The organism is Puia sp., assembly GCF_035546395.1.
Classification (GTDB): domain Bacteria; phylum Bacteroidota; class Bacteroidia; order Chitinophagales; family Chitinophagaceae; genus Puia.
Genome location: NZ_DASZXR010000010.1, coordinates 57317 through 71669 on the forward strand (window position 1 = coordinate 57317; position 14353 = coordinate 71669).

General features: G+C 55.1%; 14 protein-coding genes and 1 other RNA gene. 2 read left to right on the forward strand and 13 right to left on the reverse strand.

Going from position 1 to position 14353, the window contains the following annotated elements:
* Window positions 1-15: 15 nt before the first annotated feature.
* From VHE34_RS10210 to rnpB, 3 genes are all read right to left on the reverse strand, one after another.
* Window positions 16-552, reverse strand: coding sequence for an ABC transporter permease (locus VHE34_RS10210; RefSeq protein ID WP_325587402.1), 537 nt, complete (start codon window positions 550-552; stop codon window positions 16-18).
* Window positions 553-617: 65 nt separating this feature from the next.
* Entirely contained in the window at window positions 618-1088 is a 471-nt protein-coding gene (locus tag VHE34_RS10215; RefSeq protein WP_325587405.1) for an ABC transporter permease, read from the reverse strand.
* Window positions 1089-1104: 16 nt separating this feature from the next.
* Window positions 1105-1508, reverse strand: an RNA gene (rnpB, locus tag VHE34_RS10220) — RNase P RNA component class A.
* Between the two features lie 73 nt (window positions 1509-1581).
* On the opposite strand from rnpB, the gene VHE34_RS10225 reads away from it, so the two are divergent.
* Entirely contained in the window at window positions 1582-2463 is an 882-nt protein-coding gene (locus VHE34_RS10225) for a hypothetical protein (protein ID WP_325587407.1), read from the forward strand.
* A 72-nt stretch (window positions 2464-2535) separates the two neighbouring features.
* Here the strand turns inward: VHE34_RS10225 and VHE34_RS10230 are convergent, their stop codons facing one another.
* From VHE34_RS10230 to VHE34_RS10245, 4 genes are all read right to left on the reverse strand, one after another.
* Complete coding sequence (locus tag VHE34_RS10230; RefSeq protein WP_325587409.1) at window positions 2536-3768, reverse strand: hypothetical protein; 1233 nt, start codon at window positions 3766-3768, stop codon at window positions 2536-2538.
* A complete protein-coding gene (locus VHE34_RS10235; protein ID WP_325587411.1) occupies window positions 3769-4875 on the reverse strand; it encodes a Smr/MutS family protein in 1107 nt (368 codons plus the stop codon).
* A 9-nt stretch (window positions 4876-4884) separates the two neighbouring features.
* Complete coding sequence (locus VHE34_RS10240) at window positions 4885-6621, reverse strand: amino acid permease (protein ID WP_325587413.1); 1737 nt, start codon at window positions 6619-6621, stop codon at window positions 4885-4887.
* Window positions 6622-6726: 105 nt separating this feature from the next.
* Window positions 6727-6888, reverse strand: coding sequence for a hypothetical protein (locus VHE34_RS10245; protein WP_325587415.1), 162 nt, complete (start codon window positions 6886-6888; stop codon window positions 6727-6729).
* A 169-nt stretch (window positions 6889-7057) separates the two neighbouring features.
* Here VHE34_RS10245 and VHE34_RS10250 point away from each other — a divergent pair, with 169 nt between their 5' ends.
* Entirely contained in the window at window positions 7058-8170 is a 1113-nt protein-coding gene (locus VHE34_RS10250) for a DUF695 domain-containing protein (RefSeq protein ID WP_325587417.1), read from the forward strand.
* Here the strand turns inward: VHE34_RS10250 and VHE34_RS10255 are convergent.
* From VHE34_RS10255 to VHE34_RS10280, 6 genes are read right to left on the reverse strand one after another with little or no spacing between them, the layout of a single operon-like run.
* Window positions 8167-9132 carry a polyprenyl synthetase family protein gene (locus VHE34_RS10255; RefSeq protein ID WP_325587419.1) on the reverse strand — a complete coding sequence of 322 codons (966 nt, stop codon included), beginning with the start codon at window positions 9130-9132 and terminating at the stop codon, window positions 8167-8169. The two genes, VHE34_RS10250 and VHE34_RS10255, sit on opposite strands and share 4 nt — an antisense overlap.
* A 4-nt stretch (window positions 9133-9136) precedes the next feature.
* On the reverse strand, window positions 9137-11233 hold the full coding sequence (rnr, locus tag VHE34_RS10260) for a ribonuclease R (protein WP_325587422.1): 2097 nt from the start codon (window positions 11231-11233) through the stop codon (window positions 9137-9139).
* The gene (gene lpxK / locus VHE34_RS10265; RefSeq protein ID WP_325587424.1) at window positions 11230-12297 is read right to left on the reverse strand and encodes a tetraacyldisaccharide 4'-kinase; all 1068 of its coding nucleotides are present in this window, start codon (window positions 12295-12297) and stop codon (window positions 11230-11232) included. The genes rnr and lpxK overlap by 4 nt, the downstream gene beginning before the upstream one ends.
* Window positions 12297-12935 carry a dethiobiotin synthase gene (bioD, locus tag VHE34_RS10270; protein ID WP_325587426.1) on the reverse strand — a complete coding sequence of 213 codons (639 nt, stop codon included), beginning with the start codon at window positions 12933-12935 and terminating at the stop codon, window positions 12297-12299. Before bioD ends, lpxK begins: the two co-directional genes overlap by 1 nt.
* 1 nt (window position 12936) lies before the next feature.
* Entirely contained in the window at window positions 12937-13485 is a 549-nt protein-coding gene (locus tag VHE34_RS10275; protein WP_325587431.1) for an RsmD family RNA methyltransferase, read from the reverse strand.
* Entirely contained in the window at window positions 13476-14330 is an 855-nt protein-coding gene (locus VHE34_RS10280) for a DUF3822 family protein (RefSeq protein WP_325587433.1), read from the reverse strand. The genes VHE34_RS10275 and VHE34_RS10280 overlap by 10 nt, the downstream gene beginning before the upstream one ends.
* Window positions 14331-14353 lie beyond the last annotated feature (23 nt).

Sequence of the window (14353 nt, forward strand, 5' to 3'; positions counted from 1 at the left end):
ACTGTCCGCATCCGATCAATTCTCCCTGAGGCTTCGAATGGGATTGCTCCTCGCCGCTGATAGCGTTTGCCCCGCAATGAGCACCACGATGAAGAATCCCAGTCCGCCCGTCGCGATCAAAAACGGCCATCCGGTGAGCGCGATTCGTGTTGCATATTCATCCAGCCAGTGCTGCAGCATCCACCAGGCCACTGCCCCAGCAGCGAACCCCGCCACTATCAACACCGACAGGTACTCGCGCAAAAACAGCCGGATGATGCCCGGCACCCTGGCCCCGATCACCTTGCGGATGGCGATCTCCCTCCTCCGCAATTGCACGCCGTTAGCGACAAGCCCCACCACCCCCAGCAGCACAATGACAATGGCCAATACCGTGGACGCCGACGCGGCCTTCCGTAATCGCAGCTCCCCGGCATACACTTCGCGCAGGCTCTCATCCATAAACCGGAATTCGAAAGGCGCCCCGGGCATCAGCTTCGCCCACTCCTTCCCCAATTGACCCGGGGTGACTCCTGGTTCCAGTTTAAATGAAAGAAACCGGTATATTCCCATGAATTTCACTGGACAAATTACTATAGGCTGTATCGCCGCTCCCATCCCATCGAAATGAAAATCCTTCACCACGCCGCTGATGACGACCGGGTTGTTGCGCGGACATTGCCGGGCTCGCTCAGCGCTGTGGCCGCATCCCCCTGGATCAGGGAGAACCCATACATCGGCAACAAACTGCTGTCACCGATCTGCAAGCCTTCCCGGAAATGCTTCTCGCCGGCCGAGACCACGGCCCAGACGCCATCGAACCGGTAAAAGTTCGCGACGAGCCCGGGGTAGTTCTCCCGCAAGGCCTTCGGCAGCGGCCCCAGGGTCGCCAGCGGATAGCCCATATTGGGGTCCTTCCAATCACTGCTGAGGATATATTGGCGGTCCGCCCGCCGCAACTGCCGGTTCACACGCAATTCGCTCCAGCAAAAGATCCCGATCAGAAGCGCGAAAGCAATCCCCAGGGACAAGCCGGCGATGTTCAGAATAGCATAAATGGGATGACGGGCCAGGCTTCGCAAGGCGGTCTTGAAATAATTCGAAAGCATGGCTAAATGTAAGGAAAAAAGCTACCAACCTGTAAGCCGGATCCTGTTCCGCGTTGCCGCGGCGGCCATCATTTATCTGGCCCCTGCATTACTGCAGGAGTCTAGCTGCCTACCCTCCGGCGCGCACCTCTCGCGAGGCGCATCGGGCGAGCCGCCCTCGATCGCCGGTATACGTGGCATTTCAGCATGCAAGGTTTACCCGCGCCGGCGGTTACCCGCCGGCGCCGTGGGCTCTTACCCCACGTTTTCATCCTCACCCCCTTCCAGCCAACGCAGCGCATCGGCCCGAAGGGGGCAGTTATTTTCTGTGGCACTATCTGTGAACGCTTTCGCGCCCCCCGGCTCTTAACCGGTGCATTGCCCTGTGCTGTCCGGACTTTCCTCCCCCCGCAAGCGGAGAGCGATGACCCGGTTGGTAGCGTTGCAAAGATAACGCAAAAAATTTGCGCGGCCGGACCGAAACTCCCTATCTTGCGTCCACCCATTTCACCATATGAGCTACGACCTGTACTTCTACAAACAAAAAGGCCCCCAGCTTACCGAAGAACAATTTGCCGCCTGGCTTACCGAGCACCTCACGCAACCAAATGAAAGTGAGACTCAATGGTTCTTTGAGAACGAAGACACCGAAGTCTACTTTTCCATGGACAAAAACGAACCGGAAGCCGACCCGGACAGCATAGAATCCTTCGAAAGTTTTGCCGCTTTTGATTATACGCATTTCTCCTTCAACCTGAACTTTTTGCGGCCGGAATTCTTCGGTATTGAAGCATTCCAATTTGTCACGCAGCTCGTCGAGGCTCTGGGCCTGTTCGTGCTCGATCCGCAATCTGCCAATGACAATCCTTTTCGCCCCACCTTCGATGAGCTGTTTGACAATTGGAACAGAACCAATCTCGGCGCCAGCAAAGATCATTTCAAGAAGAAGGAACACACCTATTTCGATCCGCAAAAGTCAAATGACAGCTGGGAATTTAATTTCCACCGGAAGCGATGGCAGGAGGAACTGGGCGAAGGCTACTACGTTCCAAAACTATACTTTTTCCGGACCCGGAAAGATGGCAGGGCATTTACGCTCACCATATGGTCCTCACATATTCCGATGATCATCCCGCCGGCCGATTATTTTCTGCTCACAAAAGAACATCTAAAAAAAGGGAAGACTGTAAAAGAGACCGCTATGGTATCGCGGGACACCGTGCTATCGCGATTTGGAGCCAGCTTCGAGCCCTTTGATCATAAGGATTGTCTCATCATTCACCCGGAAAAAGCCAATTCAGTGCAGGATGCGTTCAACGCAACCGAGTTGGAATATGTTCTTGACGATTTTGCCGACAGAGTGGCCATGGAAATGCTTTTCAACGCCAAACCGTAGCCTAATTTGATGCGCCCTCCGCCTCGGCCAGTTGATCATCTGTCGCCCCATAAAAGGTCCCCATACCACTTATCACAGATTGGATTTCAATCTGCGTTCGGCCTCCCCGAGAGGGTCATCAACAAACTGCACCCTCGCATCCAGAGACCTGGCTTTGAGAAAATGCTCTTTTGCCTCTTCATTCCGATCCTTTTCCAGAGCATAAAGACCGAGATTGCGATATCCGTCCGCCAGAGTATTATCCAGCTCTAGGGCATGGTTTGTGTCCGCTATTCCTTCTTCCCATTGACCAAGCAGCATTCGCGCCCATCCACGGTTACTGTGTAAATGGGCAAAACGGGGAGCCACCGCGAGCCCTTTGTCCAGATACAGTACCGCCTTTTCAGGTTCTCCGGCTGCGACCAGGGCATAACCCATGTTATTCAAGATGAGAAAATGATTGTAATGGAGCTGTAGCAGCTCGGCATGGATTGCTATGGCTTCTCTGAAACGCCCTGCCAGAATTTTATGGCAACCATTATTGATTTTGTCCTCCAGTGAAAAACGATATCTGTCCCGGATATACCCTAACACTATTTCGGCGCGATCATACCTACCCGATTGCAGATGCGCCGCCACCGCAAGACGCAACAGAACCACACCCGGATTGCCTCTGTCAATGGCTTCATCCAGCAACTCCGAAGCCTGCAAATACTCCTTTTCCCTGAACTTGTTCCATGCCTCCCAATATTCCTCGGGAACGTTCCTCATTTTCCATAAGTGCACGATCTGTGCCGCATCGTTCTTCATACCATTACCTGAATAGGTACCATGCAATTTATTCCTCGGAATTGCCGAGCTCAGGACACATAAACCGCCAATTACCATGATTGTTACGAGCACCACGGTCTCACGGCTGTCCGGTCCCATCGTTTTTAGGATAAGCAGACAAATGCCGGTTATCAATAAAGAGACCACGGGTCCCATCGCGATATAAAAGATCATTTTGTTGACCGACATGCGCTCTTCAGGCCTGCACATGCCCTTGAACCATAAAAATGGGTTATATTTCAAGTATACGTTCAGCCGGCCTGCAGGCAATCGGAAAGACCGGTTTGGGTCACCAAATGACCCTATGTAAATAGCTACCTTCTTTTTCGACCAGAACAGCATCGGGATCGCATGACCCAGCTCATGCAGGAATACATTCAAAAAAAAGCCGCCGATCCCGAGGGCAAGGATGATCGCAAGACTCGTTAGGAGTTCAAATAGGGGTATCATAGCCGCAAAATAAAAAAAACCGAACGGCGGAACAACCTTAGACATCTATTTCTTCCCGTAATCGAAGAAGATCTCCGTCGCCCCATAACCAAAACGGGGGTCATACCGGTTGATAAAGGACTTGACATTGCGCTTGGTCCGCAATTCCTCATGGATCTCGTCCCGCAGCTTCCCCGTCCCTACCCCATGGATGACGATCATCGACGGCAGATGATGCGCCACGGCCAGGTCGAAGTATTTCTCAAAGGTCTGTAACTGTAAGGTCAATATCTCGAAGGCATCGAGCGAACCGGGCTTGTCGATCAGCTTCTCGGCATGCAGGTCCAGCTCCGACCGGGCCGGCTCGAGATGCTGGCGCGCCCGCGAAGCCTCATAGACCCGGAAGCCCGAACCCGCCAGCAGACCGCGCGTGTCCACCGACTCTTCCGCAGGGCGGAAAGGATAGCTGTCGAAAAGCTTGAAAGAAAAGGTCGCTTCCCCCTTCTTCCTGATCTCCTCGATCCGGCTAAACACCTGTTTGGCCCTCAGTTTCAACGAGGTCTCATAATGCTCGGCCCGGGTCTTGTCGGCCTTCAGCAGCGTATACTCGCACTCGAAAACGGGGTTGTCGTTCAGGTTGGCGAATGGGATGTCGTGCAGGTAGAAATCTTCCCCGGCCCCGATCTGGTTGTCCAGGTCGAACTCACTCTTGCCGAAATAGTTCAGATGATAAGAAAAACCATACCCGAGGGAGGTATTGTTGACCATATGGATCTTCAGGCTCTCCACCACATCGTCCCCGAACTCATCGGTGTCGAACACCGGCAGAAAGGTGAGCCAGACCCCCTCGGCGAGCTGGGCGATCCGTTCCTTCTTCTTACCCGGCGCGGGCTTTTCCGGCGGCAGCTGATCGATATATTTCTTTGGCTTCTTCTCCGCCGGGAAGAGCTTCTTTTCCGTAAACCGCTTGAAATAAGGGAAATCCAACTGATCGGTGTAGGCCGGGAACCGGACCCCGCGGACATCCACGAGCACCATCTTGTCGTTGATGATCTCCACTACCTCCCCTTCATCATTGGAATGCTGAATAACTACCTTGTCGCCTACTTCGAATTTCATCCGGAGTTGTTTGATTTTCAATGGCCGGATGCAGTCGCCTCCGGCTCGTGCCATTATGCAAATTTAGCACTTTGGCTGATTCTCCGTCGCGGCGGCGATACCCTTATGGGCTCCAGGCGTCAGATGGCTCCGGCGATACCCATACAAGAAGTACACCAGCAGCCCGATCGCCATCCACCCGAAGAACCACTCCCAGGCAATAGCCGGGATCTCGATCAGCAGGTAGGCGCAAAACAGGACCCCCAGTATGGGGATCACCGAATATTTTCTCACAACGGTAGCCACCGTCAGTCCCGTCGCCAGCAGCGTATACACCAGGAACAGCATCTCCTGCAATCCGACCCTGTCCAGGTGCCGCAGGGCCTCACCGATCCGATCCCGGAAGAGAACGATAAACGCGGCATAACAGATCGGAACAATATACCGCCCGCTGACATAGGGCAGCTTGAACCCCCTGCCGCCCGATCCGTTGTTCCGCGGCAACATCAGCACCCCGCCTGAAACCAGGACAAAAGCGAACAGCGTGCCGATGCTGGTAAGCTGCTCCATCAGATCCTTGCGCATAAACAGCGAGGGTACCGCAACGATGATCCCGGTGATGATCGTGGAGAACCACGGCGTGTGGAATTTCGGGTGTATCCATCCGAACGGCCGTGGAAGAAGGCCGTCCCGGCTCATACTCATCCAAATGCGCGGTTGCCCGAGTTGGAACACCAGCAGCACGCTGGTCGTTGCAACCACCGCACTGGCGGATATGAAATAGAATATCCATTTCTGGTTCACCTGGGCGAATACAAAAGCGAGGGGGTCGGCCACATTGAGTTTTGAATAAGGGACCATACCGGTCAGGACGATGGCGACCAGGATATACAGGACCGTGCAGATCAATAGGGAATAGAGCATGCCCTTCGGCAGATCGCGTTGAGCATCCCTGCATTCCTCCGCGGTCGTCGAGATCGCATCGAATCCGATATAGGCATAGAACACGGCCGATACACCCTTCAGCACTCCCGCAAACCCGTTCGGCAGAAAAGGACTCCAGTTGGCCGGTTTGACAAAGAAGAAACCCATCAGGATCACCAGGATCACCACGGCGATCTTGAAGATGACCATCAAATTCGTTGTTTTCTTGCTTTCCCTGATACCGATATAGGTGACCCATGCAATGATACAGACGATGACAAAGGCCGGGATATTCAAGATGATATGGTGACCGGCGATCTGCGGCGCCTCATTCCAGGCGCGGAGCGCGGCCTGGCCTGCGGCGTCGGGCACCGCGCCACTGTTAACGGTCGCCTGCGCCGCAAGGAAAGAATCTTTAGCCGTTCCGGGATCGGTGATCAACCAGCCGGGCAGGTGCAGCCCGAATCCCAACAACAGGTTGTTGAAATACTTGCTCCAGGCAATGGCTACGACGATGTTCCCGATGGCATATTCCAATATCAATGCCCAGCCGATGATCCAGGCAATGACCTCGCCAAAGGCGACATAGGCGTACGTATAGGCGCTCCCTGCGATGGGCACCCGGCTGGCGAACTCCGCGTAACAAAGTGCGGAGAAACCACAGGTCACGGCTGTAAGGACGAACAAAAGGGAGATACCCGGACCTCCGTCAGCGGCGGCCGCCCCGATCGTCGAAAAGATGCCCGCTCCCACTACGGCCGCAATGCCCATAAAAGTGAGGTCGCGAACCGTCAGGACCTTGCTCAGGCCGCCACCCCCATGTCCGTCCGAATGCCCTTCTGCCGAATCCCGTACAATTCTTTCAAGCGATTTCTTTCGGAAAAGCGAGTTGGCCATCTACGATTGGTTTATTTTAAGGGGGTAAATTAGGTAATTTCCGGTAAAACCGGGAAAAGATACCGCGCAATCCCTTTTACCATATCGACCGGCGCTTATTTGCCTTTATCCCGAAATATCACTGTAACATTGCAGGACGGTCGTTACCGGCAAATGCAAAAAGCCTTGCACAACCTGGATCAAAACGGTAAGACAGCAAACGATCTTGAGGATCTGTATCAACAGCCTGACCACTTCCCATAATGACGGGCGCTTTTTATTGTTCATATTATTGATTTTGGGGATTCAACAAGTATGAACAGCAGGACAACAAAAATGGGTGGAAAGCAGAAATAGCCGAAAGAAGCGTTATCGGCCCGACAAATCTAGCCAAAAAAAGCCAATCACCAACCGTTTCACAACTATTTCCCGTAGTTTGCCGCCATTACCTGGCGCTATGAATTTCTTCAAAAGGTTATTGGGCAAAACACCTGCCCCTTCCTCCGTCGACGAATTTTGGAAATGGTTCCTTCCGAATGCATCCGCTTTTTATGAGACCATCAAAAAGAAGGAGGGAGTGCTTATTCACAGCCGTTTCCTGGACAAGATCGTTCCCCGGCTGCAGGCGCTCAACCCCGAATTCTATTGCGAGACCGGCATGATCGACGATGTGACCGCCGAATTGGTGATCAGCGCCGAAGGGGATATCAAGAGCTTTGTCTTTGTTGAAGACCTGATCGCCGCCGCGCCCGCCCTCCCCAATTGGAAGTTCACGGCGCTGAAGCCCTCCACCGGAACAGGAATGAGCATCGAAATGAACGGAACCAGTTTCGACAACGAGAACATCCGGTTTTTCTATGAGGACGAATCCGGATATCCCGATGAGATCAACCTGGTCATGGTCCACCCCGATTATTCGGAGGACAACAGGAAGACCATCACCCAGGGTTGCCTGCTCTACCTGGACGCCTTGCTCGGTGAATTGAACGCCGCCACCCTGATCGACAACGTCGTCGTAAAGGCCCCCGACCCGGCGACCGACCTGCCGCTGATCCCGATGGACAAGCTCAATGAATTCCTTAACTGGAAGGAAAAGGAATTCGTCGAAAAATACGAGGGCACCCGCCACGACACGGCCAGCGACGAATATGCGGCCCTGGAGGGAGAGGACGAAGAAGGGCTTCCCTCTATCGCGGTCGTCAACACCCATCTCCTGAACTGGGACGCCAAGGCATCCCATCCCTGGATGGCGGTGATCACCGTCGATTATTCCAAACAGAAGGAGACGGGCGACAATGGAATGCCGGGTGAATCCCAGTTCGAGGCCCTCAACCACCTGCAGGACGACCTGGACCGGCAATTGACGGATGTCGCAGGCTATCTTCACCTGGGAAGGGAAACCTATAAAGGAGAGAGCAATATCTATTATGCCTGCCGGGAGTTTCGACAGGTCTCGAAGGTCATCGACCAGGCGATCCGGGCGGACTGGAAAGACGGGCTGGTTTGCAGCTATGAAATCTACAAGGACAAATATTGGCGGACCATGGATAAATTCATGGGAGCGTTTTAATGGTCCCGTGTCAGCAGCACATCCACCAGTTGTCGCAACGGCTCTTTCCGTTTGGACAACACGGCGATCTCCTCCAGGCTCCGGTACGCCTCTTTCCGGTAGTGCTCTTTGAGCTCCCGTACCCAGCTGTCGACGCCGCACTGCTGGTACATCCGTAGCATCCCCGCCACTTTCTCCTCCGCCGGCGCGGTTTCCAGTGCCTTCATTTCCCGCCGTTGCGCCTCGCTGGCCACCTCCAGGGTCTTGATCAGCAGAAAGGTCTTCTTACCGGCGACGATATCTCCCCCCACCTGCTTGCCGAATTTCGAAGCATCGCCGTAACAGTCCAGGTAATCGTCCTGGATCTGGAAGGCCAGCCCCAGGTTCTTGCCGAACTGGTAGATCATCTGCTGGTTGCCCAGCCCCGCGCCCCCCAGGATCGACCCGATCTGCAGGCTGGCCGCCAGCAGCACGGAGGTCTTCAACTCGATCATCTGCAGGTATTCATCCATCGTCACCACTTCCCGGCTTTCAAAATCCATGTCCAGTTGCTGCCCTTCGCAAACTTTTACAGCGGTTTGATTATAAAGTTGCAGTATCCGGCGGATATGCGGCGACGAGATCCGGCTGATATAGTCGTACCCTACCACCAGCATGACATCCCCGCTCAGGATGGCCGTGGCCGGCCCGTATTTGGCATGCACCGTCGGCATCCCGCGTCTCAGCGGAGCCCGGTCCATGATATCGTCGTGGATGAGTGTGAAATTGTGAAACAACTCCAGCGCAATGGCCAGCAGCCAGGCATCTTCTTCGATGGGGCCGAACAGCTCGTTGCCCATCAGGCAAAGCACCGGCCGGATCCGCTTTCCCCCCAGCCCGAGAAAATAGACGGAAGGGTCATAAAGGCTGGCGGGATGATCGGGGAAGTGCCGGTCGGTAAACCGTTTCGCAAAGGCAACGGATAATTCTTCAAAACTGTGCATGATATTATTTCTTTTTCTTTCTTCCTGTTTTCGGCGCACTTTGTTTCTTCCCGGCCGGTTTATGCCTGGCGGGCGCCTTCTCCGCGCGACCGCCGGTATCGGCGGCCAGCTCTTCCCGAGTGGCGTTCTTCTCCGCCGCCGTGATCACCCACTCATAGTCCAGCTGCCGCTTGCCGAGATTGGCGGATATCACCTTGATGGTCACCTTATCCCCCATCCGGAACCGCCGCCCGCTGCGGCGGCCCACCAGCGCATAGTCCGATTCAATGTGACGGAAATCATCGAATTCCATCAGGCTATTAAGGCTGACAAGCCCTTCACACTTATGCTCCACCGTCTCCACCCAGAACCCAAACGAGGCCACGCCGCTGATCACCCCCTCGAACTCCTCGCCAAGAAAACCCTGCATGTATTCCACCTGCTTGTATTTGTTGGCCGCCCGCTCGCTCTCCATCGCGGCCCGCTCCCGCTCGCTCGACTGCCGGCACTTGGCCTCCATCTTCTTGTCCGGCTCGATCTTTCCTTCCAATATCTCTTGTAACACTCTGTGAACCATCACATCCGGATAGCGGCGGATCGGCGAGGTAAAGTGACAGTAATGTTCGAAACCCAGTCCATAGTGACCGATATTCTCGGTGCTATAGATGGCCTTCGCCATAGTCCTGATACCCAGGGTCTCGAGCACATGCTGCTCAGGCCGTCCCTTCACATCCAGCAACATCTGGTTAAAGGACTTCGCGATGGCCTGTGGCGTAGACACGTCGAAGACATGCCCGTATTTCTTGGCGAACTCGATAAAGGGCAGCAGCTTCTCCTTGTCGGGGGTATCATGCACCCGGTACGGGAACGGCAGCGGCTTTTGCTTGATCTTGATCTTCCCGACATATTCCGCCACGGCCCGGTTCGCCAGCAGCATGAACTCCTCCACCAACTGATGCGACTCCTTGCTTTCTTTTACCATGATGCCGATCGGCTTGCCCTTTTCATCCAGCTTGAACCGCACTTCCGTGGATGAGAAATTGATCGCCCCCTTGCGGAAACGCTGTTTTCTCAGCTGCTGGGCGATGTCGTTCAGCAGCTCGATCTCCAGCTGATGAAGCCCGGTCTTCTGTTCGATCATCTCCTGCACCTCCTCATAGGTGAACCGATGATCGGAATGGATCACGGTCCTTCCCAGCCAGCTGCTCTTGACCTTCCCATCAGGTGTCATCCGGAAAACGGCCGAAAAGGTCAGCTTGTCCTCATGCGGCCGCAGCGAGCACAGCTCATTGGAGATCCGTTCCGGGAGCATCGGGTTCACCCGGTCCGGCAGGTAGACCGAGGTCGCCCGGGTATAGGCCTCCTTGTCGAGGGCCGTCTCCGGCTCCACATAGTAGCTTACATCTGCAATATGTACGCCGATCTCCAGCTCGCCCTTGTCCACGCGGCGCAATGAAATGGCGTCGTCGAAGTCTTTGGCGTCCACCGGGTCGATAGTAAAGGTCAATATGCTTCGCATATCCTTCCGCTTCGCAATCTCGGCCGCAGGGATCAGGTCCGGCAAACGCTCCGACTCTTCCAGCACGTTCTCGGGGAAGAAGATGGGAAATCCGCTCTCCAGCAGGATATCCTTCATCGCCAGGTCGTTCTCATCGCTCTTGTCCATCACCTGCACGACCTCGCCCTGGGGCTTCTTGTTCTTCTCCCACTGGGTGATCCTGACGATGACCTTGTCATTGTTGACCGCTCCGTTCAGGTTGGTCAGTGGCACATAGATATCGGGCATCGGCTTATCGCTCTCGGCGATAAAGAAGGCAAAGGATGCGCTGATCTCGAGGCGGCCGAGGAATTCCAACTGTTTGCGTTCCACCACGTCCACTACTTCGCCCTGTGCCCGCCCGCTGCGGCCGCCGGTGTTCCCCAACCGGACCCGGACGGTATCGCCGTGCAGCGCCGTATTGAAGTCCGCGGGCCGTACAAGGATATCCTGTTCCCGCCCTTCGACGATGACAAAACCCATCCCGCTGCGGGTGACGTCGAGTCTCCCGGTAAGCAGGCCGGCATCGGGCGCCGAAGCTTTTTTCTTATGTTTATGCTGTTTCTGTTTTTTCTTGTCCTTCATTTGAATTCATTAATAAATTGTGTAATCATGTCGGCAAACCGCTCCTCTTCCCCAAACAGGAACCGGGGAGTGATCGGCAACACGTAAAAAGGCCAGCCTTCCAGCTCCTGCCTGAATTTGATCAACCGCACCGCATCTTTTTCGGTGGTCAGGATCAGCTTTTTCGCGGCAGTGATGCCGGTGAACCGGCGTGTGATCGTCTGCAGGTCATCGATCGTAAAGATATGATGATCGCTGAAGGCGATCTCGAAATAGGTCCGGGAATGGTCATTCAGCCATCGTTTCAGCGGCGCAGGATTGGCGATGCCGGTCACCAGCAGCACCTCCACCTCGTCATCGATCACCCCCTCGTCCAGCCGGGTGATATGATAAGGCGTCCCGTAATCGATCGTCGAAAAGAACAGCTGCTGCCCCGGCCGCGGACCGATCTCGATCGCGATCGCCCGCCGCTGTTCCTCGTCCAACTGGTCCGGGCATTTCGTGACGACGATGGCCTGCGCCCGGCGATAGCTCGATGGCGCATCCCGCAGATCCCCGCTCGGCAACCACCAGTCCCGGGTAAAAAGATTGGAGTAATCCGTCAGCAGGATATTCAGTCCCGCCTTCACCGCCCGGTGCTGGAAGGCGTCGTCCAGCAGGATCGCCCGGGTCTCCGGCCGGTCATGCAACAACTGCGGGATGGCTACGATCCGCTCCTCCCCTACCGCCACGGCCACCTCGGGGAACTTGCTGTGGAACTGCATCGGCTCATCCCCGATGTCCAGCGCCGTCGTCGAGGCATTCGCCAGCGCATACCCCCTCGTCTTACGCTTATACCCCCGGCTCAGCACGGCAATGGGATACCGGTCCTTCAGGGATCGGATCAGCCACTCGACCATCGGCGACTTCCCCGTCCCCCCGGCGGCCAGGTTTCCCACACAGATCACGGGCAGGTTGAACGAGGTCGAAGGAAGGATCTTCTTGTCAAAACACCAGTTCCGGATGGTGACGATGAAAGCGTAGATGAGGGAAAAAGGAAATAAAAGGATTCGTATCGGCCTTAACAATGGGAAGTTAAAATTCATTATTCCGGTTTGCCTTGCATAAAGGTACGTAAATTCGGCCGTATCCCTTCCGCCTGGCGCCGCACAAACTCCCCATCCGCCGGCTTTCCAAAGGGTATAGCCCCCAGCCGGGGATATCCGCTCCACCCAACAATCTCCTCCTCATAATCCAAATATTGGTCGTTGAAGATCCACCCTGCCACCCGTAGCCCCCTCGCCCGGCACACCTCGGCCGTCAGCAGCGAATGATTGATACTCCCCAAATAGTTCCGGCTCACCAGGATCACCGTCGCATCCAGGGCCAACGCCAAATCGGCCATGAATTCCGCATCGTTCAGCGGCACCAGTAATCCGCCTGCTCCTTCGACCACTAACGGGCGTTTGTCCGGTAACCGTGCCGCCAGGTCATGCACTCCGATCCTGATACCCTCTTCCCGCGCGGCGATATGCGGCGAAGCCGGCATATGCAGTTTGTATGCCTCGGACAAGATCCGTCCCGGCCGGCTCAGCCGCTCACCCACCCACTCCGCGTCCGTCCCCTCGTCAAAACCAGCCTGCACCGGCTTCCAGTACCAGCCGCCGATGGCTTCCGTCACAATCGCCGAGACCAGCGTCTTTCCGACACCGGTACCGATACCCGTAATAAAAATAGGTTGCATCTTAGCTCTTCTTATTCACAAAAATGGAGAAGATCGTAGTCCCATAACTCCGCTGCGTCGCGTACAGCGGATACCCTTCGTAGTTATTCCGTGGGGTATGTTCCAGGATGAACCAGCCGTTATCATGAAGGAGTCCGCGGCTCACGATCTGCCTGGGCAACTCGTCGATAGTATCCAGCGCATACGGCGGACCGGCAAAGATCAGGTCGAAACGCCCGGGACACTGCGAAATGAACTTGAACACATCCATCCGCACTACCTTGTAGATGGATTCCAGCCCCAGCTCCCTGGCCGTCTTCTGGATAAAGGCGAACATCGCCGGGTCCTTCTCCACCACCGTCAGGTCTTTGACCCCGCGCGAGGCCAGCTCATAGCTGATACTGCCCGTTCCCCCAAAAAGGTCGAGCGTTCGCAGCTCCGAAAGATCGAGATTATTCTCCAGGATGTTGAAAAGACCTTCCTTGGCAATATCGGTGGTGGGCCGTGTGTGCGGCATTTTTGCGGGTGGATTCACCCGCCTGCCCCCCAGCTCGCCCCCGATTATGCGCATACCGCCATTTTCAAAATAGAAGAAAAATAATGCAAAGGAAGTTCCTTCAATTCGTCCGTCACCTTGATGCTCTCGTCGATCTCCTCGAAGTCGATCCTCAAAAAATATTTATGCAGTTCGGTACTCAGGGAAGACTGTTTGTCTATCAGGCCGCCCACCAGCAGCCGAACCTTCTCCTGTTCCAGTCCCAGCAACTGGCAGCAGCTCAGCAGGTGATAGGCCACATCCTTCGTGTCGTGATACAGGAAGGTCTGCACCAGCTGTACTTTCCCCTCCCGGATCACCAGCGCGACCATCTTATCGGAATAAAAGATCACCTTGATGCAATCGTCCGGGTCCGTCGAATCGAACATTTTAAAGCTCTTCAGCATCAGGCTGTAATAATGCCAGTACTTGCCGGCCGAAAAGCTCTGCTGCAACAGATGATGCAGGTCAACCGAAATGCGGTAGACATTGAACAACTCCCACCAGGGGATCTTCTCGGTCAGGATCAGCCCCTTTTGCAGATTACCATGCAGGGTGTCGATGATCTCCCGGTTAGTGTCCATCGTAAAGACGGCCTCCGGCACGAGGCTGCTTTCCGGGAAGTTGTACACCAGCAGCGTCTCCTTGACGGGTCTGCCCAGCAGGTGATCCCCCTGCATGATCTCCCGCAGCGTCTCCACCAGCGAAACGTCCTTGCTGGGCTCCAGCTGAAAATACTTGACCACCAACGGACTCATGTTGCGCTGGTTGAGCAGCACATAGGTAAAAGCGTTGGGATTCACCTCCACCAGCAGGCGGCACTGTAGCAGCTCCTCATCCGAAATATCCGATACTTCTATCTGGAATGCAGGTTTCATCATATTTTGCGAAAATCGGGAAAAAA